The following is a 24,550-nucleotide window of genomic DNA, read 5'->3' as shown; positions in this document are numbered from 1 at the left end:
TTGAGAAGCTACCTCGTTCTGACACCTCCCGGTGGGCCTGACAGAGATCACCGTTCCACGCTCGTTATGCAGGACGGGTTTTCCTGGCTCGCGTTCTTCTTTCCGTGGCTCTGGCTGTTCTGGAACCGGCTCTGGATCGCAGGCATTGCAGCCCTGCTGACGCAAATCGGTATCGGGCTCCTGATGGATATCCCGGGATTCGGCACGGCCGGTTTCCTCGCGGGTTTTGCCTTCAGCCTGCTGATCGCGCTCGAAGGTCGACATTATCGCTCCGAAGTCCTGATCCGCAGCAGATGGACGCTGGAAACGGTCATTGCCGCACCCGATATTCAGTCGGCTGAGGAAATCTATTTTTCCGGCCTGCCGCAACCCGAAGAGAAACAACTGCCGGCCTCGGCCGAGTGGGCGAAACAAGCGAAGCCGCCCATCGCCGGCTGGCGAGGGCCAGATTTTGGCCTTTTCGACTATCAAGGAGGACGCTGATGCGCGTCGCAATCATCGACTACGGGTCCGGCAATCTCAGGTCGGCCACCAAGGCCTTCGAGCGGGCCGCCCGCGAATCCGGCATCGACGCCGTCATCGACCTCACCGACAAGGCGGATGCCGTCGCCACCGCCGACCGGATCGTGCTGCCGGGCGTCGGCGCCTATGCCGATTGCCGCGCCGGCCTCGATGCCGTTCCAGGCATGCGGGAAGCAATCATCGAGGTCGTCGAGCATAAGGGCCGTCCCTTCCTCGGCATCTGCGTCGGCATGCAGCTCATGTCGTCGCGCGGGCTCGAAAAGACGATCACGGAGGGTTTCGGCTGGATCGAGGGCGATGTCGTGGAAATGACGCCGAATGATTCCAGCCTGAAGATCCCGCAGATCGGCTGGAATACGCTCGACGTCATCCATCCCCACCCGCTCTTCGAGGGCATTCCGACGGGTCCCGATGGTCTGCACGCTTATTTCGTGCATTCCTATCACCTGGCTGCAAAACACCGACACGACGTGATCGCCACCACCGCCTACGGCGGGCCGGTGACCGCCTTTGTCGGGCGCAACAACATGGCGGGCTCCCAGTTTCACCCGGAAAAGAGCCAGACGCTGGGCCTCGCTCTGATCGCCAATTTCCTGCGCTGGAAGCCTTGAGCTCCCGCGGATCATCAAGGATTTGAAGTAAAGTGATCCTATTTCCCGCAATCGACCTCAAGGACGGCCAGTGCGTGCGCCTCAAGCTCGGCGACATGGCGCAGGCGACCGTCTACAATCTTGATCCCGCCTCGCAGGCGAAGGCCTTCGAAGACCAGGGCTTCGAATGGCTGCATGTGGTGGACCTCAACGGCGCATTCGCTGGCGAGAGCGTCAACGGTGCGGCCGTCGATGCCATCCTGAAAGCCACGAAAAACCCCGTCCAGCTCGGCGGCGGCATCCGCACGCTCGACCATATCGAATCCTGGCTTTCGCGCGGGCTCACCCGCGTCATCCTCGGCACCGTGGCTGTCCGCGATCCGGCCCTTGTCGTCGAAGCCTGCAAAAAATTCCCCGGCAAGGTCGCCGTCGGCATCGATGCCAAGGGCGGCAAGGTCGCGGTCGAGGGCTGGGCGGAAGCCTCCGAGCTTGGCGTCATCGAGCTTGCCAAGAAGTTCGAGGGAGCCGGCGTCTCGGCGATCATCTATACCGATATCGACCGCGACGGCGTTCTGACCGGCATCAATTGGGCCTCGACGCTGGAGCTTGCGAATGCAGTCTCGATTCCGGTCATCGCATCCGGCGGGCTCGCCTCGCTCGATGACATCCACCGCATGCTGGAGCCGGATGCGGCACGGCTCGAAGGCGCGATCTCCGGCCGCGCGCTCTATGACGGCCGGATCGACCCGAAGGAAGCATTGGCGCTGATCCGCGCTGGACAAGGACGTGCAGCATGACCCTCAAAACCCGTGTCATTCCCTGCCTGGACGTCAAGGACCGCCCGCGTTGCCCGCAGCCGCGCAGCGGCGAGGACACGCAAACAAGAAAGGCGGCCGCCCTATGACCCTCAAAGCCCGCGTTATCCCCTGCCTGGATGTCAAGGACGGTCGCGTCGTCAAGGGTGTCAACTTCGTTGACCTGATCGATGCCGGTGACCCCGTCGAAGCGGCAAAGGCCTATGACGCAGCCGGTGCCGACGAACTCTGCTTCCTCGACATCACCGCCTCATCCGACAATCGCGAAACGATCTTCGACGTCGTCGCCCGTACCGCCGAACACTGCTTCATGCCGCTCACCGTCGGTGGCGGCGTGCGAGGCATTGCCGATATCCGCAAGCTGCTGCTTGCCGGAGCCGACAAGGTTTCCATCAATACGGCCGCGGTGAAGAACCCGGAATTCGTCGCGGAAGCGGCCGACAAGTTCGGCAACCAGTGCATCGTCGTCGCCATCGACGCCAAGAAGGTTTCAGGCGAAGGCGAGATCGATCGCTGGGAAGTCTTTACCCATGGCGGTCGGCAGCCGACCGGTATCGACGTCGTGGAATTCGCGAGGAAAGTCGTCGATCTCGGTGCCGGCGAAATCCTGCTCACATCCATGGACCGCGACGGCACCAAGGCCGGATACGACGTGGCGTTGACCCGAGCCGTGGCGGACAGCATCCGCGCCCCGGTGATCGCATCGGGCGGTGTCGGCACGCTGGACGACATGGTCGCGGGTATCAGGGAGGGTCACGCAACGGCCGTTCTCGCCGCATCGATTTTCCACTTCGGCACCTATACGGTCGGCCAGGCGAAACACTATATGTCGGAACATGGCATCGCCATGCGGCTCGACTGACCGGGAGGAACAGTGTGAGTGAGTTTTCCCTGAGTGACCTGGAGCGGATCGTCGCTGCCAGAGCCAAGGCCTCGCCGGACGAGTCCTGGACGGCCAAGCTCGTCGCGGCCGGGCAGACGAAGGCGGCGAAGAAGCTCGGCGAAGAGGCGATCGAGACGGTCATTGCCGCATTGGCGCAAGACCGAACGGATCTGGTGTCCGAAAGCGCCGATCTGCTCTATCATCTTATGGTCGTATTGAATATTGCCGGCATCCCGCTACAGGATGTCATGGATGAACTTCAGCGGAGGACCGGCCAATCCGGCCTTCAGGAAAAGGCGGGCCGGCAGACACCATGAATCTCGTACCACAACCTGCCGAACTGCCCGACGCCGGTTCGGCCTATGCGGAATATTATTCGCCCTACCATCACTTCACGGCAGAAGAGTGGGCGAAGTTTCGCGCCGATACGCCCTTGACGCTCACTGCCGACGAGGTGACCCGGCTGCGGTCGCTGGACGATCCGATCGATCTCGACGAGGTGCGGCGAATCTATCTTTCGCTCTCGCGCCTGCTTTCCTCACATGTGGAGGCCTCCCAGCTCCTCTTCCAGCAGCGGAACCGGTTCCTGAGCCTTTCCGATGTCACCAAGACACCTTTCATTATCGGGATCGCCGGGTCGGTAGCCGTCGGCAAGTCGACGACCGCGCGTATTCTGAAGGAGTTGCTTGCCCGCTGGCCCTCGAGCCCGAAGGTCGATCTCATCACCACCGACGGCTTTCTCTATCCGAATGCCGTGCTCGAACGCGAGCACATGATGGACCGCAAGGGGTTTCCGGAAAGCTATGATGTCGGCGCCATCCTGCGCTTCCTATCGGCCATCAAGGCAGGCGAGCCGAACGTCAAGGCGCCCCGCTATTCGCATCTGACCTACGACGTGCTGCCGAACGAATACACACTGGTCGACCGGCCGGACATCCTGATCTTCGAAGGCATCAACGTCCTGCAATCTAGGGCCCTGCCGGCGGACGGCAAGATCGTGCCGATCGTCTCGGATTTCTTCGATTTCTCGATCTATATCGATGCCGACGAGGAGCAGATTCACAACTGGTACGTCCAGCGGTTCATGAAGCTGCGCCAGACCGCGTTCCGCGACCCAACCTCCTACTTCAAGAAATATGCGGCGATCGACGCGGATGCAGCACGCGCCGTGGCGGAAAGCCTGTGGGAGAACATCAACCTGAAGAACCTGCGGCAGAACATTGTCCCCACCAGGCCGCGCGCCGACCTCGTCCTGCGCAAGGGCCGCAATCATCTCGTGGAGACGGTTTCGCTCAGAAAATTATAGGCGGTCGATCGCCGGCTATCGGCATTCAAACCTCAACTGTTGACCCGGCGAAGCGTCAGGTTGATGCGGCCACCGTTCTTCAGAAGCGTCGATGTGCCCGGATAGATGCGATCGACGCCGTGAAAGGCAAGACGCCCTTCGCCACCCAATATGACGACGTCGCCGCTTGAAAGCCGGAAGGAGCCCGTCTTGTCCTTACGATTCAGGCCGCCGACGCGGAAAAGGCAGCTATTGCCGAGCGAGACGGAAAGAACGGGTGCTTCGAGATCGGTCTCGTCCCTGTCCTGATGCAGCCCCATTTTCGCATCGTCGGAGTAGAAGTTGATGAGGCAGGCCTCCGGCGGCTTCAGATAACCGGCAAGCTTCTCCCACAGGCCCAGCAATTCCTGTGGCATGGCCGGCCAGGGTTTGCCCGTCACCGGATGAAAGGGCTGATAGCGATAGCCTCTTTCTCTATCCGTCACCCAGCCGAGCGGACCGCAATTGGTCATCCGCACCGACATCGGCTTGCCGGTGCCCGGCATTTCCGGAGTGTAGAGCGGGGCTTCCGCCGCCACGCCGCGGATCAGCTCGACCAGGTACCCCTGAGCTTCACGGTCGAGATAGCCCGGCAGATGCCGGATGCCATTGGGCAGCGTCGACACGTCAATCTCCCGTCGGGCGGCCGCGCATCTTCTTCACCTCGGAGCGGCCGGATTTCTCCTTCAGCCTGCGCTCTATCGAACCCTTTGTCGGCTTTGTCACCTTGCGCGGCGGCGGTGGCGGTTTCGCTGCTTCGAGGATCAGCTCCTTCAGCCTCTCGCGCGCCTCCTCGCGGTTGCGCTCCTGGCTGCGAAAACGGTTCGCCTCTATCATCAGGACGCCCTCCTTCGACACCCGTTTTCCGGCAAGCCTGATGGCATTCATCTTCACCCGCTCGGGCAGAGAGGGCGAATTGGCGATATCGAAGAAGAGCTGGACGGCGGTCGAGACCTTGTTGACGTTCTGACCGCCCGGCCCGCCCGCCAGCACGAACTGCTCGGCCAGTTCCCATCCGGCGATGGTGATGCGACTGTTGATGACAAGGGGATTGCTGGCCATGGTCGTCCGTCTACCGTGTTGGCCGCATGTTTCCCATAAAGCCGGCAAAAAGAAAACCGTCGGCTTTCAGCCGGCGGTTCCACGTGAATCAATCCGCTAATTTATTCGGCGGCGGCAAGCATTCCCGGAGCGGCGTTGCGCACCTTGCTGTCGACATGATCCTCGAACTTCTCGAAGTTCGAGACGAACATCGAAACCAGCTTGCCTGCCTGCGCATCATAGGCGACGCCGTCGGTCCAGGTCGAGCGCGGGTCGAGGATCGCCTGCTCCACCCCTTCGACCGCGACCGGCACGGCGAAGCCGAAATTCGGGTCGATGCGGAACTCGGCATTCTTGAGGCTGCCGTTCAGCGCGGCCGTCAGCAGCGCGCGCGTCGCCTTGATCGGCATGCGCCGTCCGACGCCATAGGCGCCGCCGGTCCAGCCGGTATTGACCAGCCAGCAATCGACGCCGTGGCGATCGATGAGATCACGCAGCAGGTTGCCGTATTCGGCCGGATGACGCGGCATGAACGGAGCGCCGAAGCAGGTCGAGAAAGTGGCTTCCGGCTCGGTCACGCCCTTTTCCGTGCCGGCGACCTTGGCGGTGTAGCCGGAGAGGAAGTGGTACATGGCCTGTTCCGGCGTCAGCCTGGCGATCGGCGGCATGACGCCGAACGCATCGGCGGTCAACATGATGATCGTCTTCGGGTGCGGCGCGATACCGGTCGCCGACGCATTCGGAATGAAATGCAGCGGATAGGCGCTGCGCGTATTCTCCGTCAGAGAGGCATCGTCGAAATCCGGAATACGGTTTTCGTCAAGCACGACGTTTTCCAGAACGGTACCGAAACGACGGGTCGCGGCATAGATTTCCGGTTCTGCTTCGGCCGACAGCTTGATGGCCTTGGCGTAGCAGCCGCCTTCGAAATTGAAGATGCCGGTTTCGCCCCAGCCATGTTCGTCGTCGCCGATCAGGGTACGGCTCGGATCGGCCGAAAGGGTCGTCTTGCCGGTCCCCGAAAGCCCGAAGAAAACGGCGGAATCGCCTGCCGGACCGACATTTGCCGAGCAGTGCATCGGCATGACATGCTTGGCCGGCAGAAGGTAATTCAAGACCGTGAAGACGGACTTCTTGTTCTCGCCTGCATAGGACGTGCCGCCGATCAGGACGATGCCTTTCGTCAGATCGCAGGCGATGACGGTCTCCGTGCGACAACCGTGACGGGCCGGATCAGCCTTGAAGCTCGGCATGTTGATGATGGTCAGCTTTTGGGCGAAGGTCTCGAGAGACGCGCGGCTCGGGCGGATGAGAAGGTTGCGGATGAACAGGGCGTGCCAGGCCAGCTCGGTCACGACGCGGGTGGGAAGCGCGTTGTCCGGGTCGGCGCCGCCGATGAGATCCTGGACGAACAGGGACCTTCCCGCCGCATGGGCCAACATATCCCTGTAGAGGACTTCGAAGCGCTCGGGGGACATCGGCTTGTTGTTGTCCCACCAGATGACGTCCTCGGTATTGCCGTCGCGAACGATGAACTTGTCCTTGGGGGAACGGCCGGTGTGCTGGCCGGTGACCGCCCTCAAGGCCCCATCGGCAGTGAGATCGGCTTCTTCGCGGCGGATGGCTTCTTCGTAAAGCTCTGTCTCGGAGAAGTTGTAGTTGACGCGCGACACATCATGAAAACCAAGAGTCGCTATCCCATTGGCGGGATTATAGAGTCCGAACTCCTCCATACGCGCTTTCCTTCTGTTGCTGTTGAATGTGGCGCGAAATTAGGGAGGGATTTCCAAAAGGGCAAGAGGGATCTTTTAAATTGTTTAGCAATATCAATTAATTAATCGATTTAAAAAATTTTATTCCTCTTTAAATCGTTTTACGGCTCGTTTTAATTCTCGTTCTTCACGACTCCAAATGACGAGGCGAAATACCGCGACTGTAAGCCACCTCTTTTACTTTGCCACAATTTGTTCCACCTTTATACTCAAGAAGCGCGTCGGCGGATGCCGCCTGGGCTGGGCTGATTCCAGGAGATGCGCATAAATGGTCACGGAGACGGAGAGCATGCAAACAATCGCGCTCGTAGATGACGACCGCAATATCCTGACTTCGGTGTCGATCGCACTGGAAGCGGAAGGATATAAGGTCGAAACCTATACGGACGGCGCCTCCGCGCTTGACGGGCTGATCGCCCGTCCGCCGCAATTGGCAATTTTCGATATCAAGATGCCGCGTATGGACGGAATGGAGCTGTTGCGCCGGCTGCGGCAGAAGTCCGACGTGCCGGTGATCTTCCTCACCTCCAAGGATGAGGAGATCGATGAGCTGTTCGGACTCAAGATGGGCGCGGATGATTTCATCACCAAGCCTTTCTCGCAGCGGCTGCTTGTGGAGCGGGTGAAAGCCATTCTGCGCCGGGCGGGCAATCGGGACGTCCAGGCGGTCGGCGGCGTAAGAACCGCGTCAGACCAGCAGGCGGCACGTACACTGGAACGCGGTCAGCTTCTGATGGATCAGGAACGCCATACCTGCACCTGGAAGGGCGAACCGGTTACCCTGACAGTGACCGAATTCCTGATCCTGCACTCGCTGGCCCAGCGGCCGGGCGTGGTCAAAAGCCGCGACGCCCTGATGGATGCCGCCTATGACGAGCAGGTCTATGTGGACGACCGCACCATCGACAGTCACATCAAGCGGCTGCGCAAGAAGTTCAAGATGGTCGATACCGATTTCGACATGATCGAAACGCTCTACGGCGTTGGTTATCGCTTCCGCGAGGCGGCATAATGCTTGCTAAAGCTTAACTTGAGGCCACGGCCGGATCAGGGATAAACTGATCCGGTGGAAGGACTGCAGTGGCAGATCAGACATTCGACAGCGAGATGGCCGGAATAGAGAAGGTCGAGACACGTCGTGCGCCGCGGCGGTTCTGGTCGCGACCGTTCACGCTCATTCGCCGGGTCTTCGGTCACGCGGTCTTTTCGAGCCTCACGCGCCGCATCCTGTTCTTCAACATTGCGGCGACGGTGGTTCTCGTCGCCGGGATCCTTTACCTCAACCAGTTCCGCGAGGGATTGATCGACGCTCGCGTCGAAAGCCTTCTCACTCAGGGCGAGATCATCGCGGGCGCTATTTCCGCATCCGCCTCGGTCGACACCAATTCGATTACCATCGATCCGCAGAAGCTCCTGGAACTGCAGGCCGGGCAGAGCATCACGCCGGTGCCGAACGACGAGGACCTCGATTTCCCGATCGATCCAGAACGCGTGGCCCCGGTCCTGCGCCGTCTGATCTCGCCCACTCGAACCCGCGCCCGCATCTTCGATGCCGATGCCAATCTGCTTCTCGATTCCCGCCACCTTTATTCGCGCGGCCAGGTCCTGCGTTTCGACCTACCGCCGGTGGAGGATGAATCGCAAACCTGGAGCGACTGGTTCGCAGGGCTCTTCAATCGCCTTCTGCAGCCTGGTAATCTGCCGGTCTACAAGGAAGCGCCGGGTGGCGACGGGTCGATCTATCCGGAGGTCATGAACGCATTGACCGGGGTGCGCGGCGCCCTGGTGCGCGTTACCGAGCGCGGCGAGTTGATCGTTTCTGTCGCGGTGCCGATTCAGCGCTTCCGCGCCGTGCTCGGCGTGCTGCTCTTGTCGACCCAAGCCGGCGACATCGACAAGATCGTGCATGCGGAACGGCTGGCGATCATGCGCGTCTTCGGCGTGGCGACGCTGGTCAACATCCTGCTTTCGCTATTGCTTTCCTCGACCATCGCCAACCCGCTGCGCCGCCTTTCGGCGGCGGCAATACGCGTGCGGCGCGGCGCCAAGCAGCGCGAGGAAATCCCCGACTTCGCCTACCGCCAGGACGAGATCGGCAATCTTTCCATTGCATTGCGCGACATGACCAACGCCCTCTACGACCGGATCGATGCGATCGAGAGTTTCGCGGCAGATGTCAGCCATGAACTCAAGAATCCGCTGACCTCGCTCAGGAGCGCCGTCGAAACCCTGCCGCTCGCCAAATCGGACGAATCAAAACAGCGGCTAACCGAGATCATCTTTCACGACGTGCGTCGCCTCGACCGACTGATCAGCGATATTTCCGATGCCTCCCGGCTCGATGCAGAGCTTGCCCGCTCCGTTTCCTCACCGGTTGATATGGAGATCCTGCTCGGCAATCTTGTCAATATCTCCCGCCAGATCCGCACCGGCCGCAAACCGATGGAGATTGATCTCGCTGTCGACAACAGGGGAGGCAACAAGTCGGCCTTCGTCGTCAATGGCCATGACCTTCGCCTTGGCCAGATCATTACCAATCTCATCGAGAATGCCCGTTCCTTCGTTCCGGAGAAGAGCGGCCGCATTTCAATTCGCCTTTCGCGCGTCAGGGACCATGTGACGGTGACCGTCGAAGACAACGGCCCCGGCATCCAGGCGGAAGATATCGACCGTATCTTCGAGCGCTTCTATACCGACCGGCCGGATGGTGAGAGTTTTGGCCAGAATTCCGGGCTTGGCCTGTCGATCAGCCGGCAGATCGCCGAGGCTCACGGCGGAACGCTGAAGGCGGAAAATCTGCAAAACCCCAAGACCGGCGCCCTGACGGGAGCCCGGTTCATCCTGTCGCTGCCGGCCGGCGAAACCCAATGAGGCCCCGGCCGGTCAACATCCACGCCACTGCCATCGTCATCGGCACCAGGGGCATTCTGCTTACCGGAGCTTCCGGCAGCGGCAAATCCATGCTTGCCTTTGCCTGTATCGCTGCCGCCAAAAGACAGGACGCTTTTGCGGCCCTGGTGGCCGACGATCAGGTGCTTGTCTCGCGCCATGGGGATTACCTTGTCGCCACGAGGCCGGAGACGATCGCCGGTTTGATCGAGTTGCGCGGCAGCGGCATCGCTCGTGTCGAAAGCCTTCCAGCAGCAGCGCTGGATGTCGCCATCAAGGTGGTCGCGCTATCGGAAAGCGACCGGCTTCCACCCGAAAACGAGCGTTTTGCCATCGCCGGCCTGGGTGAACTTCCGCTGGTGCGAATATGGCAGGGAGCGCCTGATCCTCTGGCGATTCTTGCAGCGTTCTCGCCCGGACTTCACGGCGAAATGCCATTTTGATCATCCGGAAGCCTGTTTTTGACTTGAACTTCAATTCTACATGGAGAAGATGGCTTCCCACCGCTAGACGGCTTTGTTGCAATGCGATAATGGCCGCGAGTTTCGATAGCAGGGGGCAGTTTTCATGATCGGACTTGTGCTTGTCACCCATGGCAAGCTGGCTGAAGAGTTTCGTCATGCGGTCGAACACGTTGTTGGACCTCAGAAATTCATCGAAACCGTATCGATCGGCCCCGAAGACGACATGGATCAACGTCGGCAAGACATTGTCGATGCGGTTGCCCGAGCCGACGACGGGCACGGCGTCATCATTCTGACCGACATGTTCGGCGGTACACCCTCCAATCTCTCCATTTCGGTCATGGACAGCGGCAAGACCGAGGTCATCGCCGGCATGAACCTGCCAATGCTGATCAAGCTTGCCGGCGTGCGCAGCGACAACAATATGGACAAAGCGCTCGCGGAAGCCTCTGAAGCCGGGCGCAAGTACATCAATGTCGCAAGCCGCGTCCTGAGCGGCAAATGAGAACCAACACCGGATGCCATCCACACTCTCCCGCGAATTCCTGATCGTCAACAAGCGCGGTCTTCACGCACGCGCATCGGCCAAATTCGTCCAGATGGTCGAGGGCTTCGACGCCATAATCACCGTCTCCAGGGACGGCACGACGGTCGGCGGCACTTCCATCATGGGTCTGATGATGCTCGCCGCCAGCCCGGGATGCACGATCGAGGTTTCCGCGAGCGGGAAACAGGCGGCGCAAGCGCTGGAGGCGCTGGAACAATTGATCGCCAACAAATTCGGCGAAGAAGCCTGAGCCGGCGGTCCTTCGAGGTCGCCGAGACATAAACATATAAAGACTTCTTTATGTCCCCGTTGCCAGCTTGCAGGAAGCCTGCTAAACCGCTGGCCAGCTTCCGCTTGGCCACAGGCGGGTCCTGCCATGTCCGTCGGTCCGCCGTCGGCACAGGCGCTACCGAACACTGGAGAGCTTTATGAGCACTGAGAAGGATTACGTCGTCGCGGATATCAATCTTGCCGCCTACGGCCGCAAGGAACTCGACATTGCGGAAACCGAAATGCCGGGCCTGATGTCCTGCCGCGCCGAATTCGTCGAAACGAAGCCGCTGAAGGGCGCCCGCATCTCGGGTTCGCTCCACATGACCATCCAGACGGCCGTGCTGATCGAGACGCTGAAAGAACTCGGCGCCGAAGTCCGCTGGGCCTCCTGCAATATCTTCTCGACGCAGGATCACGCCGCTGCCGCGATCGCCGCTGCCGGCATCCCGGTCTTTGCGGTCAAGGGCGAGTCGCTCACCGAATACTGGGAATACACCGACAAGATCTTCCAGTGGGCCGACGGTGGCCTTTCCAACATGATCCTCGATGACGGCGGCGACGCCACCATGTATATCCTGCTCGGCGCCCGTGCCGAAGCCGGCGAGAATGTGCTTTCCAATCCGGGTTCGGAGGAAGAGGAAATCCTCTTCGCGCAGATCAAGAAGCGTCTTCAGGCTTCGCCCGGCTGGTTCACCAAGCAGCGCGATGCCATCAAGGGCGTCACTGAGGAAACAACCACCGGCGTTCACCGTCTCTACGAGCTTTCCAAGAAGGGCCTCCTGCCTTTCCCCGCGATCAACGTCAACGATTCGGTCACCAAGTCGAAGTTCGACAACAAGTACGGCTGCAAGGAATCGCTGGTCGACGGCATCCGCCGCGGCACCGATGTGATGATGGCCGGCAAGGTCGCCGTCGTCTGCGGCTACGGCGATGTCGGCAAAGGTTCGGCCGCTTCGCTCGCCGGAGCCGGCGCCCGCGTCAAGGTCACTGAAGTCGATCCGATCTGCGCGCTGCAGGCCGCCATGGATGGCTTTGAAGTCGTCGTGCTCGAGGACGTCATCTCGACCGCCGACATCTTCATCACCACCACCGGCAACAAGGACGTCATCCGCATCGAACACATGCGCGCGATGAAGGATATGGCGATCGTCGGCAATATCGGCCACTTCGACAACGAGATCCAGGTTGCGGCGCTCCGGAACCTCAAGTGGACCAATGTCAAGCCGCAGGTCGACATGATCGAGTTCCCGAAGGGCAACCGCATCATCCTGCTCTCCGAAGGCCGCCTCCTCAACCTCGGCAACGCAACCGGCCATCCGTCCTTCGTCATGTCCGCCTCCTTCACCAACCAGACGCTGGCGCAGATCGAGCTCTTCACCAAGCAGGGCCAGTACAAGAACGAGGTCTATATCCTGCCGAAGCACCTCGATGAGAAGGTCGCCCGCCTGCATCTCGCCAAGCTCGGCGTGAAGCTGACGGAGCTTTCTGAAGAGCAGGCTGCCTATATCGGTGTCTCGCAGCAGGGTCCGTTCAAGGCAGAACACTACCGGTACTAGTCACTAGCCGGTCAATCCACAAGATATAGTGGCCGCAGCCTTGACAAAGGCTGCGGTTTCTTTTTTGGGCGCATCCCTTCCCGCCGATTCCCTAAGCAAGTATTGTTTTAGGACTTGATTCGCGCAGGCCCAGGAGCTTGCCGAGACCTAAAATCGGTCCGGCTCCGGGCAAGGCACGAAGTGGTATGTCTTGTCGATGAGCGGCAATTGGACGGAGACAGACCGGGTATGTCGGTAAAAATAACGAGCCTGTTCAAGCAGGCCGATCCTTCTTGCGACGGAGCGGACGCTCCGGCTTCGCTATCCGCTTCCGGCTCCCGGGATGGCGGCGCGACGGCCGGTGGGCTTTGCCGTCTCGCCCGCTTCGGCAGCGCCTTCCTTTCGGGCACCGCCCTTTCCGGGCTTGCGACCGCGGCGCTTGCGCAGCAATCGGGCAATGAAGCCGTCCGGCTCTTTTCCTCCACCGAAGTCATCGTTTCCTCGCTGGTCGTGGGTGCGCTCGGCGCCGCCCTGCTCTCCGCCGTCTGGCTGGTGCGCCAGCGCAGCAACATGGAAGTAGAGACCCAGGAAATGCGCAGCGCTTTGTCCGATGCGCAGCAGCGCATTTCGAAATACGAAGCCCTCATTGCCGACAAAAATCGGCGCATCGTCATCTGGGAAGGCGGGGCGTCGCGACCGGAACTCCTGGGCCAGCTCCCGCCGGAGACCGGAGCTCCGCAGCAAGACGTTGATTTCCTGGCCTTCGGGCGGTGGCTGCGCGGCCTATCCGCCGGCGAACTGGAAAGATCGATCGAGTTCCTGCGCAACGAAGCCCGCTCCTTCGACATAGTGGTCGAGACGAACCGTGATGAAATCCTCGAAGTGCAGGGCCGCGTCTCCGGCGGCAAGGCCTTCGTCCGCTTCATCGCGCTCAACAATCTGAGGGCGGAACTCGCGGAACTGAAGATCGAGCGCGAGCGGCTGGCAAGTTCGATCGCCCTCTTCCATTCGCTGCTCGATGCGATCGAACAGCCGGTCTGGCACCGGGACGCGCAAGGCAGGCTCACGTGGGTGAACCAGGCCTATGGCGATGCGGTCGAAACGACGGCACCCGCCCAGGCCGTTGATGAAGGACGCGAATTCCTCGGCACGATCGCCCGCGAAAAGATCAGGGCCACGGCAACCTCCGCCTCGCCGTTCCACGACCGGATTTCCACGGTCGTGCATGGCAATCGCACGATATTCGATGTCATTGATGTCGTGGCGCCCGGCGGCTCGGCCGGCATGGCGATCGACGTGTCCGAAGCAGAAGCGGTGCGCGAGGAGCTGAAGCGGACTTTGAAAAGCCATGCCGAGACCCTCGATCACCTGGCGACCCCCGTTGCCATCTTCGACGGCGAACGGCGGCTGCAATTCTACAATCAGGCCTTTGTGCAGCTGTGGGGGTTCACCCTTCCCTTCCTGGATTCGCGGCCGGACAATAGCGAACTGCTCGACAGGCTGCGCAGCGAAGGCAAGCTGCCGGAACAGCTCAACTGGCGGAGCTGGAAAGAGACGGCGCTTTCCGTCTATCGCTCGCCCGATACCCAGACCGATCTCTGGCATTTGCCGAACGGCCAGACGCTCCGCGTTATCGCAACCGCGCATCCGCAAGGAGGCGCCACCTGGGTTTTCGAGAATCTCACTGAACAGGTAGCCCTCGAAACCCGCTATAACACGCTGGTGAGGGTGCAAGGCGAAACGATCGACCACCTCTCCGAAGGGGTCGCCGTCTTTGGACCGGACGGGCGTATGCGACTATCCAACCCGGCTTTCCGGGCGCTTTGGGGCATTACGGCAGACGAAGCAAAGCCCGGCACCCACATCAAGGCGATCGAGGCGGCCTGCGGGCCATCCTACGACAAACCGGATGGCTGGCGGCGCTTCGGCCAGATGCTCACCAATTTCGATGACGAACGGCCATCATTGCAGGGCACGTTCGAGCTTTATTCCGGTCTCATCCTCGATTATGCGGTGACGCCGCTGCCCAATGCGCAGACCATGTTCACCTTCGTCGACATGACGGCCAGCGCCAGGGCGGAACGGGCGCTCAAGGAGAAGAACGAGGCGCTGCAGAAGGCCGACGAGATCAAGAACGATTTCGTTCAACACGTTTCCTACGAGCTTCGCTCGCCGCTCACCAATATCATCGGCTTCACCGATCTTCTGAAAACGCCGGGTGTCGGCTCGCTCAACGAGCGGCAAGCCGAATATATCGACCATATATCCACCTCCTCCTCCGTGCTCCTGACGATCGTCAACGACATCCTCGATCTTACAACCGTCGATGCCGGCATCATGCAGCTGCACTATTCGGAAATGGCAATCGACGACCTGCTCGATGACGTCGCCATGCAGATCGCCGACCGGCTGCATGAGAACGGCGTGACGCTCGCGATTACCGCACCGGCTGGATTGGGCACGATCATCGCCGACCAGCAGCGGCTGAAGCAGATCCTCATCAAGCTGCTCACCAACGCCACAAATTTCGCGCCGGAAGGGTCCACCATCAAGCTCAACTGCTGGCGGATGCAGAACGACATCTTCTTTTCGGTGACCGACCGGGGCCCGGGCATCCAGAAAGACATGCTGAAAAGCGTATTCGACCGCTTTTCCTCCAATTCCAAAGGCGGCAAGCGCAGCGGCGCGGGCCTCGGTCTCTCGATCGTCGAAAGCTTTGTCCAGCTGCATAACGGTGACGTGACGATCGACAGCAAGCCGGGCCAGGGCACAACTGTCACCTGCCGCATCCCAAGCGGTGCCTTGAAGACGCATTCCGTCGCTGCCGAATGAATGATGGTGCCACGCTCACTTTGACACTTGCAGACGAAGCCGAAACGATCTGTTTCGGCGAGGATCTGGCGCTTGCCTTGAAGAGGGGCGATTGCCTGGCCCTTTCCGGTGATCTCGGCGCTGGCAAATCGACGCTCGCCCGGGCCTTTCTACGGGCGCTCGCCGATGACGATACGCTCGAAGTGCCGAGCCCAACCTTCACGCTGGTGCAGAGTTACGAGCTTCGGATTCCGGTTTCGCATTTCGATCTCTATCGCCTCGGCGACGCCTCTGAACTCGATGAACTTGGTTTCGATGAAGCGCTTTCGGACGGCATCTGTCTGGTGGAATGGCCGGAAATGGCCGATGACCTGCTGCCGGAAACCCGCGTCATGCTGAGGCTGGAACATCAAGGCGACAGCCGGAGGGCGACGATCACCGGTCCGGAACCCCAGGTGAATCGCATCCGCCGGGTGCTGGCCATCCGGGAATTCCTCGATAAGCACGGTTATGCCCGCGCCCGCCGCCGACTCTTGACTGGCGACGCCTCGGTCATGCGCGCTTACGAGACAATCGGCACGGCAACTGGCGAAAAGCTTGTCCTGATGGACTGGCCGAAGCCGCCGGAAGGTCCGCCCGTGCTCGACGGCAAACCTTATCCCAAGGTGGCCCACCTTGCCACCGACGTCTATCCCTTCGTGGCGATCGCCGGCTATCTTCGCAAGATCGGGCTCGCGGCACCGGACGTGCTGTATGCGGATTGCGACCAGGGCATCCTGCTGCTTGAAAACCTCGGCGACGAAGGCGTTCTCGATGCCGAAGGGCAGCCGATACCCGAACGATACCGGGAAAGCGTTGCCTGTCTCGCCTTCCTGCACGGCCACCGGATGCCGCAGGACCTGCGGATCGACAAGACCCACGTCCACCACATCCCGGATTTCGATCCGACCGCCATGAAGATGGAGGCGAGGCTCCTCCTCGACTGGCATCTCCCCTGGAAGCGCGGCACGCCGGCGACCGATACGGAACGCGAGGACTATCTCGCCATCTGGGACGGATTGATCCGTGAACTCGCCAGTGCGGAGAAGAACCTGCTGCTGCGCGATTTTCACTCCCCGAACATCATCTGGCGCCCGCAGGAACCCGGCGTGCGGCGTGTCGGCATCATCGACTTCCAGGATGCGATGATCGGCCCGACGGCCTACGACCTCGCCTCGATCGTGCAGGACGCGCGCTCGGACGTTCCAAAGCCGCTCGCCGACCGGTTGATGCTCGACTATATGACGCTGCGCCGGTCGCAGGGCTCGTTCGACGAGCCGACCTTCCTGAAAGCCTGGGCGATCATGGCGGCGCAACGCAACTGCAAACTCGCCGGCCTTTGGGTGCGGCTCTTGCAGCGGGATGGCAAGCCGGGCTATCTGAAGCATATGCCGCGGACGCTTCGTTATCTCTCGGCAGCGTTGCAGCATGAAGTGCTCGCTCCTTTGCGCGATTGGTGCCGGCGGGCTGGAATAGAGCTCATCGAATCATAAACACGGTTTGAGATGACCATCAGACAAGCCCCCATCAAGCAGGCGATGGTTCTGGCCGCAGGTCTCGGCACCCGCATGCGCCCGGTCACCGATACGATGCCGAAACCGCTGGTAAGGATCGACGGCAAGCCGATGATCGATTACGCGCTGGACGCCCTCAGAGACGCCGGCGTCGAACGCGCGGTCGTCAACGTTCATCATTTCGCCGACCAGATGGAAGACCATCTGAAATCCTATGACGGTCTCGAAATTCTCATCTCCGACGAGCGCGGCGGGCTCATGAACAATGGGGGAGGCATCGTCAAAGGTCTGAAGCTGCTTGATCGGGAACCCATCTTCGTCATGAATGCCGATCTCTTCTGGATCGGCGAGAAGCCGGGCATGCCGACCAATCTCGAACGCCTGGCCGGATTCTTCGATCCTGACCGTATGGATATGGCTATGCTCTGCGTCCGCATCGAGGACACGACCGGGCACAACGGCGTCAGGGATTTCAGCATGGCCCCTGACGCCAGGCTGACGCGCTATCGCGACGATCCTTCCAATCCGGTCGTCTATGCCGGTGCTTTCGCCATGAAGCCGTCCTTTCTTGACGATGCGCCCACCGAGGCGTTCAACATCAACATCTATTTCGACAAGGCGATCGCGCACGGCAGGCTCTACGGCATGATGCTCGAAGGTCATTGGCTGACGGTCGGGACGCCGGAGGCGATCGGCGAAGCGGAGGATACGATCCGGCGATTCCGGGCGTCGGTGTAACCATGACGGGGCGGCATCAGCCACGCATCTTCACGATCCCCCCCGCGGCGCCGTTTCTGAAGACCGTCGCCGCCTCGCTTTGCGACGGTCGGCTGACGGACGGCTTTCGATATAATCCCTCCGACCCGCTCTCACTCGCCGACGTGACGATCTTCGTGCCGACGCGCCGTTCGGCCCGCGTGCTACGCTCGGAATTCGTCGATCTGCTCGGTGGCCACTCGGCCATCCTGCCGGTCATCCGGCCACTCGGCGAAACGGATGACGACAGCGGCTATTTCGATCTCGTGGCTCCGGAAGAAATGGACCTTGCCCTACCGATCGGCGGCACCGCACGGCTCCTGGAACTCGGCCGGCTGATCCTTGCCTGGCGCAACCAGTTGCCGAAGATCGTTCTCGACGTGCATTCGCAATCGCCGCTCATCGCGCCTGCCAGCCCGGCGGATGCCATCTGGCTCGCCCGGGCGCTTGCCGAACTCATCGATTCCATCGAGACAGAGGAGCGCGACTGGGCCGATCTCAAGACGCTCGACACCGGCCAACATGCGCTCTGGTGGCAGCTCACCGCCGAGTTTCTTTCGATCGCGAGCGCCTTCTGGCCATCGCGGCTGGAAGAGCTCAAACGTTCCTCGCCGGCAAGACACCAGGCGGCAATCCTGCGCGGCGAGGCCCGCCGCATCCTGGAAAAGGACCACACGGGGCCGGTGATCGTTGCCGGCTCGACCGGTTCGGTACCGGCCGCGGCCGACCTGATCGCCGCCATTTCCCATCTGCCGAACGGTACCGTCGTGCTGCCCGGGCTCGATCTTTCCATCCCGGCGAACCAATGGGCGATGATCGGCGAGGAAGCACCTGACGGAAAGATTGAACCAGCAAGCCGAAGCCATCCACAGTTCGGCCTGTCACGGCTCCTGAAGAAGCTCGGCATGGTACGGGAGGACGTGGGCATCCTCGGCAACATTCCGGACGATCTCGATTTCCGGACCGCGACCATTTCCCAGGCACTCGCGCCCGCCAAGGCCACCGATCACTGGAACATCTGGCGGGCATCCGCCGACCAGACTCTCTTGCGGGAAGCCTTTGCGGACGTTTCGCTGATCGAGGCGGCCAACGAACGCGAGGAAGCGGTTGCGATCGCGATCGCTTTGCGCCTCGCGCTGGAACAGCCGGCCCGGGAGGGCGGTGAAAGCCAGGCAGCGTTAATCACGCCCGACCGGGCGCTGGCCCGCCGCGTCACCGCCGAGCTTTCCCGGTTCGGCATCATAGCCGATGATTCTGCGGGCTCTCCGCTTTCCGGCACACAGCAGGGCACATTAATCCAGCTTCTCCTCGAAGCGGCGCTGAGGCCGGGCGACCCAGTTGCGATCGTCGGGCTCATCAAGCATCCGCTCGTCCGGCTCGGCTTTCCGGCCGAGGAATTGCGCTCGGCGATCGAGGCCCTGGAAATGCTGGCGCTACGCGGCGGCACCGGCGACATGGATATCTCGGCACTGGAACCTCTCCTGGAAGAGCAGCTTGCGGAACAACGGAACGACAGGCACCCGCCGCATTGGCGGCTGTCGCTACCGGAAGGCGCGGCGGACAAGGCGCGCGATCTCGCCCGGCGGCTGGCAAAGGCCGTCGAACCGCTCGCCTCGGCCTTCGTGCGCCGCCCGCCCGATGGCCGCGGCCTAACCACCAAGCTTGCACTGGCCGAATGGGCAACGAGAACCGGCCGTGCGCTTGAGGCGATCGCAATCGACGAACGCGAAAATCTGGCCGGCCTCTGGTCCGGTGAAGCCGGCGAAAGACTGGCCGGGCTACTTTCGGAAGTCATCGAGACTGACGGGCAGATGGAGGCGGACGGTCCGCAGTGGATCGACATCGTCATGGCACTGACGACGGGGGAGGCGGTGAAACCCCGTTCTCTCAGTCATCCGCGCGTCTTCATCTTCGGCACGCTGGAAGCACGGCTGCAGAGCGTCGACACGATGATCCTCGGGGGACTGAACGAAGGCTCCTGGCCTGGCCAGACAGTCAACAATCCCTTCCTCTCGCGCACGATGAAAATCGACATCGGCCTCGAACCGCCCGAGCGGCGGATCGGCCAGCTCGCCCATGATTTCCAGATGGCCTGCGGAACCCGGAACCTCATCCTGTCGCGCTCATCGCGGCAGGGCGCGACACCGACCGTCGCCTCGCGCTGGCTGCAAAGGCTGCTGGCGCTCGGCGGCAAGCCGTTCGCCGACGAATTGAAGGCGCGCGGCGACGATTACCGCCACTGGGCCTCCGCGATCGACGCGGGCGAGAACCAGCCCGGCGCCAAGCGCCCCGCCCCGAGGCCGCCAGCCGAACTGCAGCCGAAACGCTACTCCTTCAGCGAAGTTGGGCGGTTGCGCCGCGATCCCTATTCCGTCTATGCCCGACGTATCCTGAAACTCGACCCGCTGGGCCCGTTCAACCGGGACCCCGGCGCTTCGGAACGTGGCACGCTCTATCACGCGATCATCGACCGCTACACGCGCGAAGGCCACAGGCCCGGTTCGCCGGCTGCAAGGGAGGCGATGCTGCGGATCGCCCACGAACTTTTCGATGCCGAACAGTTACCACCGCATATCGACCGCGTCTGGCGGCCGCGCTTCCTCGAAGTCTCGCGAGCCTTCCTCGATTGGGAAGCAGAACGCGCGCCGGATATCCGCAGGACGCTGACCGAGGCCGGCGCCGGCTGGGAGCTGGAGCCCGCCGGCATCCGCATCACCGGCATAGCCGACCGGATCGACATCAAGGGCTCGGGCCTCGCCGATCTCGTCGATTACAAGACCGGCCTCAGCCCCTCCGTCTCACAGGCCCGAGCGTTGCTCGATCCGCAACTTGCGCTGGAAGCGGCGGCCCTGAAGGCCGGTGCGTTCAAGGATGTCGGGCCGCTCACGCCCGACCGGCTGCTCTACGTCCGGCTTCGGCCCGGCGATCGGTTCCGCGAGGACAAGGTCAACAATGAGGACTCCTCCGCGAACGCCAGGCGCCAGCCAAAATCGGCGCTCGATCTTGCCCAGGAATCGCTCGAACAGCTCACCCGTTTCGTCATCACGCTGCGGAACGGCGAAGCCGGCTTCGCATCGCGCCTGATCCCCTTCATGCAGGGCGATTTCGGCGGGGAATATGATCATCTTGCGCGCGTGGCGGAATGGTCGACGGCGGACGATGACGGGGAGGCAGAAACGGATGAGTGACCTTCTCCCCGAAGACGACGATCCGATCAAATGGATCGACTGGACGACGGTGCAGCAATCGCTCGCATCCGATCCGGTGAGCTCCGCCTGGGTCTCCGCCAATGCCGGCTCCGGCAAGACGCATGTGCTGACCCAGCGTGTCATCCGGCTGCTGCTCTCCGGCTGCCGCCCTTCCTCAATCCTCTGCCTCACCTATACCAAGGCCGCGGCGTCAGAAATGTCGAACCGTGTCTTCCAGCGGCTTTCCGAATGGACGGTGCTCTCCGACGACGAGCTCGGAAAAAGGATCGCCGGTATTGAGGGCATTGAGCCGGATTCGCTCAAGCTTGCCGAGGCGCGACGGCTGTTCGCCAAGGCGCTGGAGACGCCGGGCGGCCTGAAGATTCAGACAATCCACGCCTTCTGCGAGGCGCTGCTGCATCAGTTTCCGCTGGAAGCCAATGTCGCCGGGCATTTTTCCGTTCTCGACGATCGTGCTGCCTCCGCCCTGCTCGCCGAAGCCCGGCGTTCGCTTCTGACCGCCACATCCGCGGAAGACGATCCGGAACTGGCGGAGGCCTTCGCCCATGTACTCGATCTCGGCGATGAGTTCGGCCTCGAAACCCTGCTGTCCGACATCATCGCCAACCGCACGGCGATCCGCCGCTTCATAGCGCAAGCCGAACGGCAGGGCGGCATCGGCCTCGAACTGAAGCGCGCCTTCGGGCTCGATCCGGCCGATACGGAGGAGAGCATCGCAGCCGGCTACTGGCCGCTGCCCGGCCTTTCCGGCCTGACACTCGACCTCTATCTGGCGCTCGCGGATCAGAAGGGCGGTCAGAAAGTGACCGAGGTCGCCTATGGCCTTCGGATGGCAGCCAGGGAGCCGGACGTCTTCAAACGCGTCCAATATCTCGACCAGATCTTTCTGACGCGCGAGGGCAAGCCGAAAGCGGACAGTTCGCTTGTTGCAAAGGCGATGGTGACGACCGCGCCGGAACTTGCAAACGCGATCGACTGCGCCCGCACCCATGTCGTGGCCTGCCGCGACCGGCTGCGAATCGCGCGCATGCTTTCCGCCACCAAGGGGGCGCTGACGCTGGCCGAGCGGCTGAACGGCGATTACGAGGATCTGAAAAAGCAACGCAGCCTGCTCGACTTCGAGGACCTGATCGCTCGCACTGCCGACCTGCTCACCCGTGACGGCGTCGGCGCCTGGGTGCATTACAAGCTCGATCAGGGCATCGACCACATCCTCGTCGACGAGGCACAGGACACAAGTCCTATCCAGTGGACGGTGATCAAGTCGCTCGCGGAAGACTTCTATTCGGGCGCAAGCGCCCGGGAAACACGCCGCACCATTTTTGCCGTCGGCGACGAAAAACAGTCGATCTACTCGTTCCAGGGTGCGCGGCCGGAGCGATTTGCGGAAGAACGCGGCGAAACGGAAAAACGGGTGACGGCGAGCGGACAACCGTTCCATTCGGTTCGACTGCCGCTCTCCTTTCGCTCCACGGCCGATGTGCTTGCCGCCGTCGATCAGGTGTTCTCGCTGGAAGAAAACGCCAAGGGTCTCAGCGCGCTTGGCGAGCCAGTGCAGCACCGGTCCAATCGCATCGGCCATCCCGGCGCGGTGGATCTTTGGGACGTAGTGGTGCCGGAAGTTTCCGAACAGGAGGAAGACTGGACGGCTCCCTTTGATTCGACACCGGACAAGGCGCCATCCGCGATTCTCGCAAGCCGGATCGCCAATCGGATCGGTGAGATGATCGGCAGGGAGACGATCATCGAAAAGGGCGTCGAACGGCCGATCGAGCCCGGCGACATCCTCGTTCTGGTCCGCAAACGCGATGCTTTCGTCAATGCGCTGACCCGGGCGCTGAAGCGCCGTGACAACATTCCGGTCGCCGGTGCCGACCGGTTGCGGCTGACCAGCCATATCGCCGTGCAGGATCTGCTGGCGCTCGGACGTTTCCTGCTTCTGCCGCAGGACGACCTTTCGCTCGCCGCGCTCCTGAAAAGCCCGCTCTTCAATCTCTCGGAAGAAGACGTCTTTGAAGTCGCAGCGCTTCGGTCGGACGGGACTGGCGCGTGGGACCAGATCAACCGGCTCGCCGATGAACAACCGTTGCGTTTTCGCGAAGCGTCAGACGGGCTGCGTCATCTGCTTGCTCTTTCGCAGCAACTCAGCCCGCACGATCTCTTTGCCCGGATTCTCGGCCAATATGGCGGACGTCGGAAATTCCTTGGCCGGCTCGGCACCGAGGCTGGCGATATCCTCGACGAGTTCCTGACCTTCGCGCTTGACCACGAGACCAGTGGCCTGCCCGGCCTGCAAGCCTTCATCTCGACGCTGGAACTCGAATCTCCGGAGGTAAAACGCGAGCAGGACGGCGGCCGCAACGAAGTACGAATCATGACCGTGCATGCTTCCAAGGGGCTGGAAGCACCTGTCGTCTTCCTGGTGGACAGCGGCTCGAAAGCCTTTATCTCCTCGCACGTGCCGAAATTTCGCCTGCTACGGACCGGCAATGGGGAGGTGCCGGCCTGGGTGCCGGGGAAAACAATCAGCAACTCCCTCACGACAGCCGATGACGAGCGGATCAGGACAGCGACGGAGGAGGAATATCGCCGGCTGCTTTATGTGGGTATGACGCGGGCTGCCGACCGGCTGATCGTCTGCGGCTACAGGGGCAGCCGGGAAAATCCGGGCACCTGGCAGTCGATGATCTCCACGGCACTTTCGGCTGACGAGCAGCATTGCAGCCCCGCGCAATTTACCGGCCCGGATGGGGAATGGAGCGGCTTCAAGTGGCGGCTCCCCGCATCCGCCAGCCGCGTCGCCAAGGCGGAGGAAAAGGAAACCAGTTCAGGCAAGAAGCGACCTTTGCCGCCAATCCTCTTCCGCCCCGTGCCGGCTCAAAAGATGCTGCCGAGGCCCTTGAGCCCGTCCGGGGCCGGTACAATGATCGATGACGAGGCGGACGACCTTATCGTCACGTCGCCGCTGTTCAGCGAGAGAGAAAAGGCCGGGCTTGCACTGCAGAAAGGAAAACTCGTCCATCGCATGCTGCAGATGCTGACGGATTTCCCTCGGCATGAGCGGGAGTCGGCCGCACGGCGCTATGCGGAGCGAGCCGCCCGCTTCTGGCCGGCGACTGAACGGGAGAGCCTCGTCGCCTCCGTCATGTCCGTGCTTGCGCATGAAGAACTCGGACCGATCTTTTCCGAACGAAGCCAGTCGGAAGTCTCGATCATGGGAACGCTGACACTCGAGGGAAAGGATTACGCGATTTCCGGCCGGATCGACCGGCTGGTGGTAACTGAAACCGAAGTCATCATCCTGGACTACAAGACCAACCGTGTGCCGCCGAAAGGGCCGGACGAGGTACCGCTTGCGCACCGCGCCCAGCTTGCCATCTATCGGGAAATCCTGAAACCGCTTTATCCCGACAAGACCTTTGAATGCATGCTGGTCTATACCGAATCGGCTATGGTGATCTCGCTACCGCCGGACCTTCTGTCGCGCTCGCTTGCGGAACTCAAAACAAAGTGAGATGACGGCCATTGAAAATTTTGAGCGCGCGTCTCACATTTGGTTCAACAGA

20 protein-coding genes are annotated in these 24,550 nt (G+C 61.6%); 17 read left to right on the top strand and 3 right to left on the bottom strand.

Annotated elements, in window-relative coordinates; all coding sequences use genetic code 11:
• From QEO92_RS23800 to coaA, 6 genes are all read left to right on the top strand, one after another.
• Positions 1–483, top strand: coding sequence for a DUF2628 domain-containing protein (locus QEO92_RS23800; protein WP_227704654.1), 483 nt, complete (start codon positions 1–3; stop codon positions 481–483).
• Positions 483–1,133, top strand: a complete 651-nt coding sequence (gene hisH, locus QEO92_RS23795) for an imidazole glycerol phosphate synthase subunit HisH (protein ID WP_227704653.1) — start codon at positions 483–485, stop codon at positions 1,131–1,133. The genes QEO92_RS23800 and hisH overlap by 1 nt, the downstream gene beginning before the upstream one ends.
• Before the next feature lie 32 nt (positions 1,134–1,165).
• Positions 1,166–1,909, top strand: a complete 744-nt coding sequence (gene hisA, locus QEO92_RS23790) for a 1-(5-phosphoribosyl)-5-[(5-phosphoribosylamino)methylideneamino]imidazole-4-carboxamide isomerase (RefSeq protein ID WP_227704652.1) — start codon at positions 1,166–1,168, stop codon at positions 1,907–1,909.
• Between the two features lie 103 nt (positions 1,910–2,012).
• Positions 2,013–2,789, top strand: coding sequence for an imidazole glycerol phosphate synthase subunit HisF (gene hisF / locus QEO92_RS23785; protein ID WP_227704651.1), 777 nt, complete (start codon positions 2,013–2,015; stop codon positions 2,787–2,789).
• Positions 2,790–2,803: 14 nt separating this feature from the next.
• Positions 2,804–3,127 (top strand): phosphoribosyl-ATP diphosphatase, encoded by a 324-nt coding sequence (locus QEO92_RS23780; protein ID WP_227704650.1) that lies wholly within the window; start codon positions 2,804–2,806, stop codon positions 3,125–3,127.
• Complete coding sequence (gene coaA / locus QEO92_RS23775) at positions 3,124–4,116, top strand: type I pantothenate kinase (RefSeq protein ID WP_037153922.1); 993 nt, start codon at positions 3,124–3,126, stop codon at positions 4,114–4,116. The genes QEO92_RS23780 and coaA overlap by 4 nt, the downstream gene beginning before the upstream one ends.
• Before the next feature lie 32 nt (positions 4,117–4,148).
• Here coaA and QEO92_RS23770 read toward each other — a convergent pair whose 3' ends face one another.
• From QEO92_RS23770 to QEO92_RS23760, 3 genes are all read right to left on the bottom strand, one after another.
• Positions 4,149–4,760 (bottom strand): alpha-ketoglutarate-dependent dioxygenase AlkB, encoded by a 612-nt coding sequence (locus QEO92_RS23770; protein WP_227704649.1) that lies wholly within the window; start codon positions 4,758–4,760, stop codon positions 4,149–4,151.
• A 1-nt stretch (position 4,761) separates the two neighbouring features.
• Positions 4,762–5,196 (bottom strand): alternative ribosome rescue aminoacyl-tRNA hydrolase ArfB, encoded by a 435-nt coding sequence (gene arfB / locus QEO92_RS23765; RefSeq protein WP_227704648.1) that lies wholly within the window; start codon positions 5,194–5,196, stop codon positions 4,762–4,764.
• 101 nt (positions 5,197–5,297) lie between these two features.
• Positions 5,298–6,908 carry a phosphoenolpyruvate carboxykinase gene (locus QEO92_RS23760; RefSeq protein ID WP_227704647.1) on the bottom strand — a complete coding sequence of 537 codons (1,611 nt, stop codon included), beginning with the start codon at positions 6,906–6,908 and terminating at the stop codon, positions 5,298–5,300.
• A gap of 328 nt (positions 6,909–7,236) precedes the next feature.
• On the opposite strand from QEO92_RS23760, the gene QEO92_RS23755 reads away from it, so the two are divergent.
• From QEO92_RS23755 to addA, 11 genes are all read left to right on the top strand, one after another.
• Entirely contained in the window at positions 7,237–7,959 is a 723-nt protein-coding gene (locus tag QEO92_RS23755; protein WP_152601181.1) for a response regulator transcription factor, read from the top strand.
• A 95-nt stretch (positions 7,960–8,054) separates the two neighbouring features.
• Positions 8,055–9,818, top strand: a complete 1,764-nt coding sequence (locus QEO92_RS23750) for a sensor histidine kinase (protein ID WP_227705248.1) — start codon at positions 8,055–8,057, stop codon at positions 9,816–9,818.
• Entirely contained in the window at positions 9,815–10,279 is a 465-nt protein-coding gene (locus tag QEO92_RS23745) for an HPr kinase/phosphorylase (protein ID WP_227704646.1), read from the top strand. Before QEO92_RS23750 ends, QEO92_RS23745 begins: the two co-directional genes overlap by 4 nt.
• Positions 10,280–10,403: 124 nt before the next feature.
• A complete protein-coding gene (locus QEO92_RS23740; RefSeq protein WP_037153937.1) occupies positions 10,404–10,805 on the top strand; it encodes a PTS sugar transporter subunit IIA in 402 nt (133 codons plus the stop codon).
• A gap of 13 nt (positions 10,806–10,818) precedes the next feature.
• Positions 10,819–11,097, top strand: a complete 279-nt coding sequence (locus QEO92_RS23735; protein ID WP_037153939.1) for an HPr family phosphocarrier protein — start codon at positions 10,819–10,821, stop codon at positions 11,095–11,097.
• Between the two features lie 178 nt (positions 11,098–11,275).
• The gene (gene ahcY / locus QEO92_RS23730) at positions 11,276–12,676 is read left to right on the top strand and encodes an adenosylhomocysteinase (RefSeq protein ID WP_227704645.1); all 1,401 of its coding nucleotides are present in this window, start codon (positions 11,276–11,278) and stop codon (positions 12,674–12,676) included.
• Positions 12,677–12,904: 228 nt separating this feature from the next.
• The gene (locus QEO92_RS23725) at positions 12,905–15,487 is read left to right on the top strand and encodes a PAS domain-containing sensor histidine kinase (protein ID WP_227704644.1); all 2,583 of its coding nucleotides are present in this window, start codon (positions 12,905–12,907) and stop codon (positions 15,485–15,487) included.
• Positions 15,484–16,998: a tRNA (adenosine(37)-N6)-threonylcarbamoyltransferase complex ATPase subunit type 1 TsaE gene (gene tsaE / locus QEO92_RS23720; protein ID WP_227704643.1), complete on the top strand. Its 1,515-nt coding sequence runs from the start codon at positions 15,484–15,486 to the stop codon at positions 16,996–16,998. The genes QEO92_RS23725 and tsaE overlap by 4 nt, the downstream gene beginning before the upstream one ends.
• Positions 16,999–17,010: 12 nt before the next feature.
• On the top strand, positions 17,011–17,757 hold the full coding sequence (locus QEO92_RS23715) for a nucleotidyltransferase family protein (RefSeq protein WP_227704642.1): 747 nt from the start codon (positions 17,011–17,013) through the stop codon (positions 17,755–17,757).
• Positions 17,758–17,759: 2 nt separating this feature from the next.
• On the top strand, positions 17,760–20,963 hold the full coding sequence (gene addB, locus QEO92_RS23710) for a double-strand break repair protein AddB (RefSeq protein WP_227704641.1): 3,204 nt from the start codon (positions 17,760–17,762) through the stop codon (positions 20,961–20,963).
• Positions 20,956–24,498, top strand: coding sequence for a double-strand break repair helicase AddA (gene addA, locus QEO92_RS23705; RefSeq protein WP_227704640.1), 3,543 nt, complete (start codon positions 20,956–20,958; stop codon positions 24,496–24,498). The genes addB and addA overlap by 8 nt, the downstream gene beginning before the upstream one ends.
• Positions 24,499–24,550 lie beyond the last annotated feature (52 nt).

This window comes from Neorhizobium petrolearium, from assembly GCF_029854435.1.
Taxonomy (GTDB): domain Bacteria; phylum Pseudomonadota; class Alphaproteobacteria; order Rhizobiales; family Rhizobiaceae; genus Neorhizobium; species Neorhizobium petrolearium.
The sequence above is the reverse complement of the archived record's forward strand: the minus strand, read 5'-3'. Positions and strand labels throughout refer to the sequence as shown.